Raw genomic sequence first — 16,037 nt, 5'->3', positions numbered from 1 at the left:
TTAATAGGGACTTACAGTTCAACGTTCTGTAAAAGTTTTTGGATTACTTCCACAAGCTGTTTTAGTTTAACGGGCTTTGCCAAATATTCATTTGCACCTGCGGCTAGACATTTCTCCCGATCGCCTGTCATGACAAGAGCAGTCAAAGCAATGATCGGAATGTGGTCAAAGGCATGATCACTGCGAATGATCCTGATGACTTCCATCCCATCAACAACTGGCATTTGAATGTCCATCAAAATTAAGTTAGGAACATGTGATTTAGTAATATTAACTGCTTCCTGACCATTATGGGCAAAGATCAACTGATAGCCCTTTGCCTCTAGATAGCAGGAAATAGTCCCAATATTCGCTTCATTATCTTCAGCTAACAAAATCAAGGGAGAATTCACCTCTTTCGGTACATTAGCACTTCCTGTTTCCATATTTTCTCGATTAGAGGATCTATCTATCAGAGGGTTGGCATTTAATGAACTATCGTAGAGATTCGACAAAGGTAAGGCAATCATAAAACAACTACCATGACCGATTCTGCTAGTTACACCAACTTTACCGCCATGAAGCTCGACGATTTGTTTGACGATCGCTAAGCCTAAACCCGTACCCATATATTGACGATTGAGGGCACTATCAATTTGAACAAAGGGTTTAAATAGTCGCTTAATATTTTCTGGAGAAATACCAATGCCTGTATCGATGATGGCAATCTGTAAATAATTTGGCGATTGGATCTCGTCAATATAGGGCGTGAGTAGCATTTCAGGAAAAGCTTTAGTAAATGGAATATCTGTAAAAAAATGCTGACAAGTGACTTCTAAGCTAATACAGCCACCTTCAGGAGTAAATTTGACCGCATTATTGAGCAGATTAATTAGAACTTGGCGAATGCGCCGTTCATCTAACATCATGTCAGGAAGATTTTTGGGGATATTAACTTTAAGTTCAATCCGTTTTTGATGGGCTAGCTGTTTGATCAGGGAAACACTTGATTGACAGAGCTGTTCAATAGAAGTAAGAGTATAGTCTAGTTCCAGTTGCCCTGATTCAATTTTAGCTACATCAAGAATGTCATTAATCAAGGCAAGCAGATGAGTACCACTGCGTTCAATCGTCTGTAAGGCAGTGATTTGGCGCTCATTAATTACTCCAAATACCTTCTCTTGTAGAGCTTCTGTCATTCCTAAAATCGCATTGAGTGGCGTGCGGAGTTCATGGCTCATATTGGCGAGGAACTCATCCTTTAGTCTTGTCGCTCTAATTAGTTCCTCATTAGTTCTTTGTAGTTGGGCTTCAGCCTGTTTGCGATCGCTAATATCACGGATAAAAAAGACCACTTCATCATTACCACAAGGCGCAACCCGCACTTCTTCATAACGCACCCGATCAACGATCCAAGTTTGTTGCTCGTAGGTCTGTAAAGATTGGGTATTAAGCGCTTGCTGAATAGCCTGATATTCCTTTTGCCACAGTTCTGCTGGTAAACAATCTTCTAAGCGTTTGCCCAGCACTTGTTGCGGATCAACGATATTCCCGACATTAGGCGATGCTAAAAAATCAACATATTCCCCCTTACTATTTACCCGAAAAACGAGATCAGGCAAGGCTAACAATGTCGCTCTTGCCCTCTCTTCACTGAGTTGCAAAGCTTCTTGCATAGCTTTGCGATCGCTAATATCCATCGCAATACCGAACAATCGCGTGGCATGTCCAACTATGCTACACAGCAATTCTGCTTTGATAAAAATATAACCCGATGAACCATCCGCACGAATAATTTTGAAGTCTGTGGCATAGGATTCTGAAGATTGAATCGCTCGCTCAATGAGGTTATGAAAACGCTCACGTTCGTCTGGTGGGAAATATTGCAGTAATTGTTCATAACTGGGTACATTCTGATTGGGATCAATGCCGAAAATATTAAAAATTTCGCTTGACCAAGTAATTTCTCGCGTTTGCACATCTAATTCCCAACTACCCAGCCGTGCAATCTGCTGTGCTTCAATGAGTTTTGCTTCACTTTGGCGTAAGGCATTAGTACGCTGCTCTACCCGCATTTCTAGATTATGGTTTAAATTGGCTAAAGCTTGGGCTGCCTGATCCCGTTCGATCGCAATTTTGGCAATATCTGTAGCTAAAGCAATAATTTCTAACTCTTGTGGACAGGGTACATGAATGGATTGATGATAAACTGCAAAAGTTGCTAATACTTCACCATCACTAGTAAGTACAGGGGTAGACCAACAGGCTCGCAAATTATGAGCAAGCGCAAGTTCTTTATAGTCTTGCCAAAGGGGATCAGTAGCAATATCTGTAACAATGACTCTCTCTCGTCGGAATGCCGCAGTACCACAGGAACCAGCCCCCTCACCGATCGCTAAACCTTCAATAGCATGATTGTAAGATTCTGGAAGATGTGGGGACGACCCAGAATGCAACTTCCCTTCACTATTACATAATAAAATGGAACATCTAGTTCCTTCAAATTGATCTTCTATCGTACAGACAAGGGCTTCTAATATCTTTGGCAAAGGTTCTGCTTTAGCAATTCTTTCTAAAATTGAGCTTTGAAGTGACAGTCGCAACTCAGCCTGCTTGCGATCGCTAATATCTAAATGTGTGCCAGTCATTCTCAAGGGCTTGCCCTGATCATCCCACTCTGTTACCTTTCCTCGGCACAAAATCCATACCCAATGCCCCTGTTTGTGCCGCATTCTAAGTTCATCTTCATAGGCAGGAATTTCGTGCTGAAAGTGCTTTTCGACTAATTGTAGGGTCTTTTGAACATCATCGGGATGCGTATGAGTATGCCAAGTATCAAAGCTAATTGGTTCAAGTTCTACAATTGTATAACCAAGCATTTCTGCCCATCTTTCATTGATCGTTAATTCTCCAGTTTTTATAGACCAATCCCATAAACCGATCGCTGAACCTTCAAGAGCTAATTGCAGGCGTTTCTTCGTTAATTCCAATTCGGTCGCCGCTTGCTGACGATCAATCCGCATTTTAAATTCACGGATTTCACGCCTTACCGCCTCAGCCAAACGAGTTAGACTTCCCTTCATCAAATAGTCATTCGCCCCAGCCCGCATCAAGTCCACCGCCAAGGTTTCCCCAATCGTGCCAGAGACTACGATAAAAGGAATATCGAGCTGACTCTGTTTAACAAATTCAAGCGCTGTTGGTGCATTTAATTTAGGCAAATTATAATCGGAAATAATCACATCCCAAGATCGGCTACCAAGCTCTTGTTGCAGTTCTTCAACCGTTTGTACACGCTCCCAATTTGGCGCAAATCCCCCTTGCTTTAACGATCGCACAATTAAAATGGCATCGTCTTCACAATCTTCAATGATGAGTACATTGATATTTTCACTCATAGCTTATAAACCTTTGGGTAGGGGTTCATTAACTAAAGCCCAATACAATCCTAGTTGACGCACTGCCTCAGTGAAACGATCAAATTCTACAGGTTTGCGTACATAGCTATTAGCGCCTAAACTATAGCTTTCAACTATATCGCGATCTTCACTAGATGAAGTTAAAACCACCACTGGCAATAGACTTGTATGTGTGTTGGCTCGGATTTGCCGCAGAACTTCTAACCCATCAACTTTAGGAAGCTTGAGGTCAAGAAGCACTACACAAGGTAAAGGATCAGCATTTAAGATTAAATTTAAGGCTTCTTCTCCATTATGAGCAACGATAATCTCATTAGCAACTTGTCCCTTTCGCAACGCACGAATAGTTAGACGCTCATCATCAGGATTATCTTCAACTATGCAAACGATAGGCAAATTGTTCATAACTGAGCCTTTTTATAGTTATTTTTGATGCTAGGAGTAAAAGCAATTATGTTGAAAAAATTAAATTTAGGATTTACATAACCCATAATTTTTATGGATTAATAAATCGCATTAATGTAATCCTACAAGTAAGCTTTCTTTCTTAGTAGCTGCCAATACTTATTTAACATTCATTAAATCCAAGATTACAAGGCCTTTCGGTAAAAGCAGAACTAGGATGTGTACTACCAGTACTGGTAGTACATTATCTTGATCACTAATAACTATCAAATAATTATCAAACAAACTGCAATACCCCCTAAACATATCACAATTTTATTAGAAATTACTTAGGATATGTATGATTTAAGTGAATGTGAATTCGATATGGCTATTTGCGCTGTGGTTTACATAGTGTAATTAACGCAAAATGGTAAGAATTACTGTACGATTTTTACCATTTTACACTTTCGTCAAACTGAGATTAAGTAGGTTAAGTAATTGAGAATAAGTAGCTAGGTGCAATTAAATATAAAAAAACAAGCCTGTGGCATACGCTCAGCATGTGCTACAGGCTTTGGGTCTGTTTTTTAATGATGCCTATCTACTTAGTTAGATTTTTTATTCAGATTTAGAAAATTCAACAACTTGATTGATTAATTCTAGTAAGTGATTTTCACTGCTTTCAATGGTTTGCAAAACATCTCTTTGTTTTTCGTTGAGATTACCATATACACCATCTTGCAAACATTCTATCGATCCCAAAATTATATTGAGAGAAGTACGCAATTTGTGACTGATATCAGAGAGAAATTCTTTTTTCTGTTGAGCCGCTCGAATTAATTCTTGATTGACGTTTGCTAGAGCCTCATTTGACTCATGGAGCCTTGTTTCTATGAGTCTGCGTTCTCTAATAGCATAGGCAAGGGCAATGCGATCGCTTATATCTCTACAAATTCCTTGCACCGCGATCACATCTCCTTGGGCGTTCCTCATCGCTGTCATATGGCCAGATACCCACACATAGCTCCCATCCTTTTGCAGATGGCGAAATTCTACTGGCATTTCAGCATGACGATCAAAAGTCAGAATATTCTCAATATGTTCTGTAAAACGATGGCGATCGCCATTATGGACAAGATTGACGATTGATTTACCTAGCCAATCGTTAGTTTCCCATCCAAATAGCTCATGGAATTGGGGGGATAGATAGATAAAATTACCTTTAAGATCACTTGTCCAAATTAAATCATCTAAGCATTGGACTAAACTCAAAAACTTTGCTTCATGCTCTAACTTATGTTCTTCAGCACGTTTGCGGAGTTTGACAGCATCGGCAACTGCATTCATCAACTTCACCCTCTCCAACAGATGATCCAGCGATCGCCCTAATCTTTCTGGAGTGACATATTCTTTAATCAGATAGTCTTGAATACCTTGTTGGGTAATCTGAACAGCCATGCTCTCATCATTTTGGTTGGCAATCAACAATATGGGTAATAGTCTCGTTTGTTCTTGCTGCTCTATCCAATTGATAAATTCTGCTCCATCTCCATCAACTAATTTCCAACCCAACAACACCATGTCAGGTTGCTTATCCTGATATAGCGCTTTAGCTTTTTCTAAAGTGTCCGCTTCCAATGTTAAATATTTGTAAGGACGAACGCTGGTTAAATAAGACCAATATTTACGCCGAGTCGCTTCAGAATCATCAACAATTAAGAGAGTAGTAGTCATGGAGCTAGTTGATGCAGTATTTAAAACAAGTTGCAGGGTAAAATCATTCAAGACAAGGAGCATAAGCTCCTTGCTTGTATAGAGGCTAAAATCCCCCTTTCAATAAGTGTTTTTAGAGATATTTATCAATAGCGGCACTAAAATCTTCGTAGGTTTTAACACCAATCATCGTTTCTACCAATTCCCCCTCTTTAAAAAATAACACAGCAGGAATACTCTTTAGTCCAAATTGCTTGGCTAAAGGTTTATTTGTATCAATATCGATTTTCATCACCTTAGCGCGATCGCCATAATTTGCTGCCAACTGATCAATGAATGGTGCAATTACTTTACAAGGTCCACACCAAGTAGCAGTGCAGTCCACAACTAGCAAAGGTGTATTTTGTCGGAGAGTTTCAAATTCAGTTTGGTCTTGAATAAATGTGGCTGTACTCATGTTATTTAGATAGTTAAGTGATAGGATAGTCTACAGTAGCTTTCAAATGAGATAACTCATTTGAAGAATTGCAAATCAACATAGCCGTGGGGGCAATAATGAGAATAAAGCCTTAAGCAAGTATTGTGGGGGGCAATATTCAGATATTGAGTTATGTAGCTCGATCAAATAATTGTTTTTTATAAAAAAAACATTAATATCATTAATTTCAAAGTAAAATAAATTTATTGGTTACTTAGATGTGATAGCCATGGTGGAAAACAGTTCAGAAAATCTGTCTGTTTGGGAAAGACTAGAACGGGGTAGGCGAGCAAAAGCTGCATCAGGGGGATATGCAGGCTACGGCTCACCAGCCTTCGGACAGCGATCTCTAGATGGAGAGTTAGTGGAAGATCCCGAAGAAGTTCAAGTTGTGGAACTAATTCGTCGTCACCACAAATCAGGTAAATCACTCCAAAAAATTGCTGACTGGCTCAACCAACAGGGATACAGCACCAAACGTGGACAACAATGGAAACGCATTTCCGTAAAGCGGGTACTGGATCGCCTCTATGGAAAAAATCCTAGAATTTCGGAAGTTACAGACTCAAGTAATACCTCTACTAATAATTAAGTGGAATGCTTGTTTGAGTTACTTTCTTTAATTACATAGGCTAATACTCTAAACTATCGGATGATTAACGTAAGCTCGTTGCACATCCTAACATTAGCAACGTTTTCTATCACGATGGGGGCATTAAAAATAGTTATATTTAAATCTGCATACTTAAATTGACCATTATAAACCTATAAATCATATGAATAAATGATTTGGTTATCCCAAATGTAACATCTGTCATATAGTATACCTAAATATAGTCAAAATCAATATTATTTTTAAGTTTTACGCTTTGACATGTAACATTTGTCGTAGGGGCACTCGTTAGCACTTATTTTGATCAATTTCTCTTATTTCTATCTATTTCATCGCAATTAATTTGACTATGCAATTTGACAATCCTCTTGATTGGATTCCTGATTTAAAAAGTGTTATCGAGTACTCCCCCTTGATCGTTACACCAGAAACATCTCTATTGGAAGCGATCGCGATGATTAGCCAAGCTCATTATCCTAGCTGTTCAATTGATGAGTTAGATATTACATCTGATACTGATGTGACCTTTTCCGCTAATCAATCACCACAACTGGGAGTGAGAAACAGTTGTGTTTTAGTCAAGCAGAATCAAGATTTAGTGGGGATTTTGACAGCACGAGATGTCGTTAGAATCACCGCCCAAGAGATTGATTTTAGTAAGGCAAAGGTAGCAGACTTCATGACATCGCCGATTATTACCATGCCTCAGCGATCTATTGAAGACATATTTGCGGCTTTATTTCTCTTTCGACGCTACCAGATTCGCCATTTACCATTAGTCGATGAGAATGAAGAACTCATTGGTGTAATTTCCCATGAGAGTATTCGCCATATTTTACGTCCTGCAAATCTATTGAGATTTCGACGTGTTGCTGATGTGATGACCACAGAGGTGATTCACGCTCCGTTAGAAGCGACCATCTTACAATTGGCGCAATTAATGGCAGAATACCGTGTTAGCTGTGTGGTCATTACCCAACCCGATGATGATGATAACCAAAGACCTGTAGGCATTGTTACGGAGCGAGATATCGTACAGTTCCATGCTTTTCAAATTGACCTAGCAACAACAAAGGCTCAAGAGGTGATGAGTACGCCTCTATTTCTGTTAAGTCCTGAAGATTCTTTGTGGACAGCACACCAAGAGATGAAGAGACGAATGGTGGGACGGATGGTTGTATCATGGAATTGGGGAAAGGAATTAGGAATTGTCACCCAAACTAGCCTATTACGCATCTTTGATCCTATGGAGATGTATGGCGTAATTGAGAATATGCAGCAAACAATTCAAGAGATAAATCCAGTAAATTCTGCGGCTCAAGAGTTAACTAAAATCAAATCTAAATCTGAAGTCAAATTATTAAGAGATGAAAATTTGATTGGCTCTAAGAATATTCAAGATAAAATATTACTAGGTATCCGCACAAAGATTAATTATCTACTTGAGCATCTGGATCTATCAAAAGAAGATCTGCGATCGCATCTCCAATCAATTCTCACTAATCTTGATTCCTTAGGGTAGGTTCAATCCATGCGTTACTTTTGGTATATATTTTGTATATATGTGGACAACGCTCTTGCTACTTCTTTGATGATGATAGGTTTACTGATGAAGTCATTCATCCCTGCCTCCATACAAGCTTCCCTTTCGCTGTATAAAGCATCAGCAGTCAAAGCAATGATCCAAGGCTTATCTTGAGATGAAAAATTTTTACGAATAATTTTAGTTGCCGTAATACCGTCCATGACAGGCATTTGCAGATCCATAAAGATCAGATCGTATAATGGAGCAGCATTCTGACTAGATAGAAACGCTGTGATACATTCTTGACCATGTTCAGCAACATCAGCTTCGTAGCCTAGTTTTTTTAACATGAGCTTGGCTATTTTTTGATTGAGAATATTATCTTCAACTATTAAAATTTTGATTGGTAATTGTTGAGAATCAAATTCTAAAGCTAGAGGAGATAGAGTTTCTAATATAGGCAATTGATTGTCTACGATCACTGGCAAAGTGATTGTGAAGTGAAATATAGAACCCTGTGTTTTGTGATTAGAAGATTCTATACTCCAGTCAGGGGGAGGATTGCCACCCACATGTCCTAGACTTTCCACCCAGATCGTCCCGCCCATTAACTCGATCAACCGTTTACAAATCGCTAAGCCTAAGCCAGTGCCACCAAAGCGGCGATTGATCGAAGCATCAGCTTGTGTAAATGGGTTAAATAGCTTGCTAATCTGATCGCTAGAAATGCCAATGCCTGTATCTGTAATCGCAAATTTCCATGCATAGGTGTTGGATGTGATAAATTTGCCATTAACTGCGATCGTAATCTGACCTTGTTGTGTGAATTTAATCGCATTACTAATTAAATTAATAAATATCTGTCGTAACCGCGAGCTATCACCGATCGTTATAGATGGAATATCGTAACTAATTTGATATTGCAAATTAATATTTTTATCTAGCGCCTGTTTACTAAGAAGGTTGCAGGCAGAAGTTAGAACATCGATACAATTGAAGGCTTTCGCTTCTAGTTGCAAGTTTCCCGACTCAATTTTGGATAGGTCTAAAATATCGTTAATGATCGTTAACAGAGCATCGCTACTATCTAGAATAACTTGGACAAAATTCTTTTGATCATTCCTTAAAGGTGTAGTAGCTAATAATTGTGCCATTCCAATTACGCCATTCATCGGTGTGCGAATTTCATGGCTCATATTAGCAAGAAAGTCACTCTTGGCATTGTTTGCCGCTTCTGCTAACTCCTTTGCTTGGGATAGTTCGATTTCCATCTTTTTGCGATCGCTAATGTCCAGCACCACCCCTACCATCCGAGTCGCATTACCAGCTTGATCATAAACTCCTTTACCTTTACTTAGTAACCAATGGATATCTCCTTGGGGATAAACAACGCGATATTCTAGATCTAGGATGGTTTGATTTTCTAGCGCATCCATTAAAGTGGATTCAACAAACTCTAAATCATCAGGATGTACGCGAGCACGCCATGTGGAATAGCTTGCCTCCACCTCATTTGGGTCTAATCCCATTAACCTAAAGTGGTTATCATTCCATTTTGATTTACCTGTACTAATATCAAAGTCCCAGCAGCCTACCTGATTTAGATCCGTCGCAAGCCTGCGTTGTTCTTCACTTTTACGCAATGCTTCTACCAGTTGGCTTTGCATTATGGCGATCGCTAACTGGTTGGCTAGTTGTTGTAGGAGATCAATTTCAAAATCAGTCCATTGGCAGGTATGAGTACATTGATGGACAGCTAATAATCCCCATAAATTTTCTGACTGAAGGATCGGCACAATCACAATTGATTTAATATCCAGTTGCCGAAAAAAATCAGCATAATCACTAGGAATATCGCCAGCATCAACATTGTCGATTTTAATCGCTTTACCTAAGTAATACTGTGGCAAATATTCTTCGTGGAAACAAGGCTTATCTATATGCCATCCTCTGAGGGACTGAAAATTATCATTTACAGCTTCTTGTAAAACATCCGCAGAACCATCATCATCAAGTTTTAAGATTAGGACACGATCTACTTGCAGAATTTTTTTGATTTCTGTAGCTGTCGTTTGTAAAATATCATCTATTTTTAGAGATTGTCGAATTTTGAGGGTGACTTCTGCTAGTAACTGTGTCCGTTGATATTGACGTTGCAATTCTTGTTCAGCATGTTTGCGATCGCTGATATCACGGATCACCATCATCACCGCATCTTCTTGCACAGGAACCACTCGGACTTCTTCATAGATGAGACAATGCTCAACCTCAAAGCTCTGCTCAAAGGTTTGGATCTCTTTGGTAGCAATTGCCTGTTGAACAGCCTGAAACTGTCTGGCTGCAATTTCTGCTGGCAATAGTTCTAGAATATGTTTACCAATAGGATCGATGTTGGGAGGAAATAGGTTATAAACAGCAGTATTCTGTTTTGATTCTAGATAAATGCCATTGACATCAACTAAATTGATAATGTCTGGTAACGCAGTTAACAGAAAACGGGATTTCTGTTCACTAGCCTGAAGTTCAGATGTGCGCTCTTTAACTTGGCGTTCTAGAGAATAGTTAAGATCTTGGAGATTCTGATAGATTTCTGCCTGTTGGATGGCGATCGCTAATTGCACAGATATCTGCTGAAGCAGTTGAATTTCATCATCTTCCCAAACACGCGGAAGAGAACATTGATGGACAATTAGCAATCCCCATAGAGATGAATCACTGGAATTTTGAGTATTCTTGAGAGAATTCTGATGTACAGATTCAGACAAGAGGATTGGCACAACAATATTTGCCCGCACCTGAAATCTCTCTAACATCTGCACATGACATTCCGCCAAGCCAGTTTGGTATATATCAGAATTAACGAGAACTTTCCCGTTTTGATAAGCCCTTACATAGTCTTCAGAGGGATTTATACAGTTATCTTCTGATACTGCATTAAAGCAAGATGACCAAGGCTCGGCGAGGGCTTCCACAATAATTCTGCGGCTCATATCTGGACTAAATTTATAAATGAGTGCGCGATCAACTTTCAGAAATTGGCGTATCTCCTGAGCTACTGCTTGACAGATATCTTCGAGATTTAAAAACTGGCGAATGTTTAAAGAAATTTGGGTAACGATATCTTCACGTCTTTGAGATCGCTCTAATTGTGATCTCAAGGCAATATGATCAAGTAAACTCTGAATACTCTGACATAATGAAAATTCTGTGATTTCACTTTTAATCAGATAATCAAACACCCCCATCTTCATCGCATTTACAGCTATCCTTTCATCACCATGCCCAGTTAGCATAATGACTGGTAATTTCAGATCGAGCATCCTTGCCCTATGAATTGTCTGTTCAGAAAGAATATTGGCGCGGATTACTTCTAAAACCTTGAGCCCATCACTATTACGCAAGTTAAAATCAACTAGAGTCACATCGGGCTGTTGCGATCGCCATAGCTCTATGGCTTGGTCAACGTTATCGGCTTCGAGAATGCGATATTTACGGTCAGCACTTTTTTGGATATATAGACGACAGATCTCGCGATCGCTTTCAGAATCATCCACAATCAAAATAGTTACAGCGTCTGACATAGATGACATAGATTGACCTAGAAGTATGCCTTCTCCAAAGTAAGGCACTTCTAAATAATAAGTAGGATAGAGATGAAATATTCTAGGATTATTTTCCCATGTTTGTCCACCTGTTCATAAAAGGAAAAGATGGGCGGCGCTATGCGCCGCCCATCTTTTCCTTTTTAACATTATGCCTAGCTACTTAGCATGACTCAGTCGCGCCAAAAAAATTCGTTCCTTATGTTGATTAATAAGGCTTGACTGTATAACTGTCTAGAATTTCTCTTCCTCGACGGGTCAGAGTCTCTGAACCTTCTAGCATCAATAAATACTGTCCACGATCTAAACAATTACGACAGGAAATCGAGAGGCTGCTTTTCACAAACCAGCCATACAAAGTTCCAATTATTCCTCCAACGGCTATGCCAATAATTCCCGCAGTTGAGGTGATAGTTAGTAAAGTTTGATGCCAATCCAGATTAGGCAATTGTAAGTTAAAAATCACATGCAGAGTCATCCCCATGACCATGCTAAATGCACCCACCCAAAACATGCCACGCTTAGCATAGCGCCATGTTGTGCGAGTGGGATTAAATAGTCCAACACTGTCGGGGCTGCTGTAGCCTTTGCCAACCAGTGCCAGATGTTCGGGAGAGATGCCATGACATTGAAGTAGACGATATGCTTCAAAGGCTGAGGATTCGTCAGGTAAAACAGCAATCATCAGGCGGGAATGTTTAGATCTAGTGTGTGTCACAAGGGCTGCCTGCTATCGTCTGAAAGCTAGAATCAGAATATTTAGAATATCCTACTTCGATTCTACAAAATTTCAGGCAATTAAAACTATCTATAACCTTAAATTAAGAACCAATTTGGGTATTTCCTCAATAGTAATCAAGAAGTTATCCCATGCTCTGTACTTATTGATTAGGATTCTGAGATTTAGATTTTTGTAGCATGGCTTTGCTATGCCACAAAAATTGATTCTTGAGTTTACTGTGTATCACTTAACTATTCTAATTTGGCGATCGCTTGATGATCGATGAGTATTTGATTGGTAAGTAAATCAATAATCGTGGCTGTTAATAGCCGCCGCTCATCAATCTCAAAATTCACAGTAATGCGATCACTTCCTAACTGTCCTAAGGGATCGAGCCGAGCAATACAAACTTGCTGAGGCTCATTGTTAGTATTTTGATAAGAAGCAGCAAGGGAGCGAAAATCTGACTGTTTTAGCAATTGGCTACTGGTCATCCGTCCTGAACCGTCATAGGTCACTTCCGCTTGTGAAATATCAGCAACTTCACCAATATCAAGCCAAATTTCAGCTTGACCTGCGATCGCCGCTTGCAGAATTAGGGGTTCATCGCGCTGACAAGGATATTTTGTGCCTTTCTCAAACAAGGTGTAAAAGGAATATTGATTAAGGTAGGGTTCCCACAGGCGAATGGCATAACTATGGCGCAGATGATCTTCGATCGCGATCGCTTGCCCCAAGACTAAGGCTCCATGAGCAACGGCTTCAAAGGGTTTACCGAGCTTGACTTTAGATTTTCCAAAATAGGAAATGACAAGTTGCTGAACTGCGATAATTTGACAACTTCCTCCAACTAAGAGAACCTGCTCGATCGCCGCCTTGCTAGTGCCTTTATTGAGAGCAATGGTTAAAACCTCATCGATGGCTTCTCGCAATTGTTCAAGTAATTGATTTTGTTCGAGAATTTCCGTCAATTCCGCTTGATTTAGCTTCAGATCATGGGTAATCATCTGGGGATCAAGCCAAGTTGCACTTACTTCCTGCACAAGGGATAGTTTGATTTTGATCTGTTCAGAAATTTCTAAGATACTGAGCCACGCAGCTTCACTAATTTGCGATCGCGTAGTTCCCAATTGGCGCAAAAAATGTTCGGCAATCCAGCGATCAATATCAATCCCACCAATGTAGGCATCGGATTTGGCGATCGCTTCCGCCTTAGTGACTTGAGCATTCTCTAAAATTGGAGCAGTACGAACGAGACTTAAATCCAATGTCCCGCCGCCAAAATCAATTACTAATACCAGCGCGTTTGGTCGGGTAATCGCATAGCCTAGAGCCGCTGCCGTGGATTCATCAATAATTTGAATGTTGGGGAATTGTAACTTTTCGGCAAAGTTGAGAAACCAATTGAGATAAGCCTCAAATGTACCAACAGGAACCGTAAAGATTAGTTGGGTTGGTAAAATATTCTGCAATCTAAGCCGATGCCATAGTTCAGAGAGAAAGACTTCGGCGATCGCTTCTGCACTATAGCTTTCACCATCAATCTCACGGTCAGGCGATCGAAAATTTGCGACAATATCACGTTTAAATCCCTGAAATAAGCGCTTGAAATGATCCTGCGATTTAAGTCTTGATTTTTGCTCAGCTTGTTTACCGTAGAGAAATTCCTGCTTGCCACTCACATAAACCAAGCTTGGCACTAACCAAGCCTTGCCATCAGGTGTCTCAAAGCCGTGAGAAATATCCTCAAAATATACAGTTTGGGGCAGAGCAAGTTCGCGATCGCTTTCTGGATGAAGCACTGCGATCGCTGTATTACTAGTCCCAAAATCAATCGCAACGATCGTCATGGGAAAATAAGTATGAATTGACTAACTGAAATCATGCCCTATTCAGGATTTACAATGGGTAAAGCATAATCTCAATTCAGAAAATGGCAATACCATTTTCTGAATCTAAAAAACAAGTTGTGAATTGCTAAATAGCTATGCTTTCTTCACTAAGACCAATTCCTCATCTGTGAAATCTTCAAAGGCGGCTTGCTGACTGGCTAATAGCTCGACCGTGGCATCAGCGATGTCATTATTTGCCGCAGCCCGATCGCGTAAACGTTGCTGCAAAATCTCCACAGGCGCAGTGCAGTAAATGATCTCGACAAGGATGTTTTGAGATTGGGCAGCAGCGATCGCTTGACTGCGTAAACTAATGCGATCGTATTTAGCATCGAGAATTACCGTAAAGCCTTTGCTCGCTAACAATGCACCTAACTCTGCTAACCTGCCATAGGTTTTTGCAGTCATTTCTGGAGTGTAAATGTCATCACTACCACGCTCCATTAAGCCAATTCCTGCAATTTGCTTCCGAATGGCATCCGATCGCAAATAAATAGCATCTTGCTCAGAGGCGATCGCTCTAGCGGTTGTGCTTTTGCCAGAGCCAGACACACCCGACATGATGATCACCTTGCCCTGTTTAGGTTGCGTATATTCCCAAGCAAGTTTGTAATATGCCGCAGCTTCCGCTTGAGCATTCGCTTTTACATCCGCAGGAATATTCGGATCATCAAGGAGAAAGGATGTCACTTTGGCGCGAATATAGGCTCGCATACTGCAATGCAGAGGTAGCAGTACTGCTCCTTCATAATCCCCTGTTCGTTCCAAATAGGTGTTTAGAAAAATATTGGCGAGATCCCTTCTGCTGCGAAATTGTAAATCCATTAATAGAAAAGCCGCATCGTAGAGTACATCACTATTACGGAACGGCTCATTAAACTCGATACAATCAAAAATCTGGATTTTGTCCTGATAGAGACAGATATTTTTTAAATGGACATCGCCATGACATTCGCGCACTTTGCCCTTAGCAATGCGATCGCTAAACAAGGCAACATTTTCAGCAAAGAATTTTTCAGTATAGGCACGGGTTTGAGCTAGTTGCTCTTCAGTTTGAGCCAGACCAACATATTTCTCCGTAGAAGCATAGTTGTCATTTGCCACAGCGCGAACTGCTTCGGCTGTCCCAAAAGTATTGATATGGTCATTAGTCAACGCCTGTTGATGAAATGATGCTAGCTGCTCACCAATTTGTTTTACATGGTCAGCCGTCAAACGCCCCGAGGCAAACATCTCAATCAATAAATCCTCTTGTGAGAACTCTGGCATGGCGATCGCATATTCCACAGGTGTTCCCTTACCAGTGTGATCAAAGCGATATTTGCCATCGGTTTCGACAATCGGTAGAACAGAGAGATATAGCTCAGGCGCAAGACGACGATTGAGCCGCAGTTCTTCCTCACAGAAATATTTGCGCTTCTCTAAGGTAGAAAAATCTAAGAACCCAAAATTCATCGGTTTCTTGACCTTATAGGCATAGCTGCCTGTGAGTAATACAAAGGAAATATGGGTTTGCAAAAGCTGGATTGGCTCTGTGACGGGGTGATCGTAAAACTCAGGTGAGAGCATCTGCTCAATAACTGGCGGTAAAGACATAAATGAATTGCGAATGGGTGTGTGTAAATAATATAAGGCTTGCTTGGCAAGCCTTATTTAATATGCGGCGCTTTGAGCTCAAAACCAAACCAAAAACAATATTAAAAACTTT

10 protein-coding genes and 1 pseudogene are annotated in these 16,037 nt (G+C 40.2%); 2 read left to right on the top strand and 9 right to left on the bottom strand.

What is annotated here, in order from left to right; genetic code table 11:
- Positions 1-11 precede the first annotated feature (11 nt).
- The 5 genes and pseudogenes from NMG48_RS21880 to NMG48_RS19440 all read right to left on the bottom strand — a co-directional run bounded on the left by NMG48_RS21880 (position 12) and on the right by NMG48_RS19440 (position 5,955).
- The gene (locus NMG48_RS21880) at positions 12-1,655 is read right to left on the bottom strand and encodes an ATP-binding protein (RefSeq protein WP_441339198.1); all 1,644 of its coding nucleotides are present in this window, start codon (positions 1,653-1,655) and stop codon (positions 12-14) included.
- 45 nt (positions 1,656-1,700) lie between these two features.
- Positions 1,701-3,377, bottom strand: a pseudogene (locus tag NMG48_RS21875) (PAS domain-containing protein); the annotation flags it as partial.
- Between the two features lie 3 nt (positions 3,378-3,380).
- Positions 3,381-3,803 (bottom strand): response regulator, encoded by a 423-nt coding sequence (locus tag NMG48_RS19450; protein ID WP_271253068.1) that lies wholly within the window; start codon positions 3,801-3,803, stop codon positions 3,381-3,383.
- Positions 3,804-4,403: 600 nt separating this feature from the next.
- Entirely contained in the window at positions 4,404-5,519 is a 1,116-nt protein-coding gene (locus NMG48_RS19445; protein WP_271253067.1) for a PAS domain S-box protein, read from the bottom strand.
- A gap of 112 nt (positions 5,520-5,631) precedes the next feature.
- The gene (locus tag NMG48_RS19440) at positions 5,632-5,955 is read right to left on the bottom strand and encodes a thioredoxin family protein (protein WP_271253066.1); all 324 of its coding nucleotides are present in this window, start codon (positions 5,953-5,955) and stop codon (positions 5,632-5,634) included.
- Between the two features lie 250 nt (positions 5,956-6,205).
- On the opposite strand from NMG48_RS19440, the gene NMG48_RS19435 reads away from it, so the two are divergent.
- Both NMG48_RS19435 and NMG48_RS19430 read left to right on the top strand, forming a co-directional pair.
- Positions 6,206-6,568 (top strand): recombinase family protein, encoded by a 363-nt coding sequence (locus NMG48_RS19435; RefSeq protein WP_271253065.1) that lies wholly within the window; start codon positions 6,206-6,208, stop codon positions 6,566-6,568.
- 370 nt (positions 6,569-6,938) lie between these two features.
- Positions 6,939-8,111, top strand: coding sequence for a CBS domain-containing protein (locus tag NMG48_RS19430; protein WP_271253064.1), 1,173 nt, complete (start codon positions 6,939-6,941; stop codon positions 8,109-8,111).
- Positions 8,112-8,125: 14 nt separating this feature from the next.
- Here NMG48_RS19430 and NMG48_RS19425 read toward each other — a convergent pair whose 3' ends face one another.
- The 4 genes from NMG48_RS19425 to NMG48_RS19410 form a co-directional block, all read right to left on the bottom strand.
- A complete protein-coding gene (locus tag NMG48_RS19425; protein WP_271253063.1) occupies positions 8,126-11,704 on the bottom strand; it encodes a GAF domain-containing protein in 3,579 nt (1,192 codons plus the stop codon).
- Between the two features lie 220 nt (positions 11,705-11,924).
- On the bottom strand, positions 11,925-12,401 hold the full coding sequence (locus NMG48_RS19420; RefSeq protein ID WP_271253062.1) for a hypothetical protein: 477 nt from the start codon (positions 12,399-12,401) through the stop codon (positions 11,925-11,927).
- Between the two features lie 287 nt (positions 12,402-12,688).
- Positions 12,689-14,287 carry an Hsp70 family protein gene (locus tag NMG48_RS19415; protein ID WP_271253061.1) on the bottom strand — a complete coding sequence of 533 codons (1,599 nt, stop codon included), beginning with the start codon at positions 14,285-14,287 and terminating at the stop codon, positions 12,689-12,691.
- Between the two features lie 135 nt (positions 14,288-14,422).
- On the bottom strand, positions 14,423-15,925 hold the full coding sequence (locus tag NMG48_RS19410; protein WP_271253060.1) for a bifunctional aminoglycoside phosphotransferase/ATP-binding protein: 1,503 nt from the start codon (positions 15,923-15,925) through the stop codon (positions 14,423-14,425).
- Between the last annotated feature and the right edge of the window lie 112 nt (positions 15,926-16,037).

The sequence above is a fragment of the Pseudanabaena sp. Chao 1811 genome (genome assembly GCF_027942295.1).
In the GTDB taxonomy this organism is placed as follows: domain Bacteria; phylum Cyanobacteriota; class Cyanobacteriia; order Pseudanabaenales; family Pseudanabaenaceae; genus Pseudanabaena.
Note: the sequence above shows the minus strand (reverse complement) of the source record. Positions and strands in the feature narration are given on the sequence as shown.

Coding starts and splice junctions, on each gene's coding strand:
- NMG48_RS19420 (WP_271253062.1), bottom strand. CDS start 12,401: ATGATTGCTGTTTTACCTGACGAATCCTCAGCCTTTGAAGCATATCGT.
- NMG48_RS21880 (WP_441339198.1), bottom strand. CDS start 1,655: ATGCAAGAAGCTTTGCAACTCAGTGAAGAGAGGGCAAGAGCGACATTG.
- NMG48_RS19410 (WP_271253060.1), bottom strand. CDS start 15,925: ATGTCTTTACCGCCAGTTATTGAGCAGATGCTCTCACCTGAGTTTTAC.
- NMG48_RS19450 (WP_271253068.1), bottom strand. CDS start 3,803: ATGAACAATTTGCCTATCGTTTGCATAGTTGAAGATAATCCTGATGAT.
- NMG48_RS19440 (WP_271253066.1), bottom strand. CDS start 5,955: ATGAGTACAGCCACATTTATTCAAGACCAAACTGAATTTGAAACTCTC.
- NMG48_RS19415 (WP_271253061.1), bottom strand. CDS start 14,287: ATGACGATCGTTGCGATTGATTTTGGGACTAGTAATACAGCGATCGCA.
- NMG48_RS19430 (WP_271253064.1), top strand. CDS start 6,939: ATGCAATTTGACAATCCTCTTGATTGGATTCCTGATTTAAAAAGTGTT.
- NMG48_RS19425 (WP_271253063.1), bottom strand. CDS start 11,704: ATGTCATCTATGTCAGACGCTGTAACTATTTTGATTGTGGATGATTCT.
- NMG48_RS19435 (WP_271253065.1), top strand. CDS start 6,206: ATGGTGGAAAACAGTTCAGAAAATCTGTCTGTTTGGGAAAGACTAGAA.
- NMG48_RS19445 (WP_271253067.1), bottom strand. CDS start 5,519: ATGACTACTACTCTCTTAATTGTTGATGATTCTGAAGCGACTCGGCGT.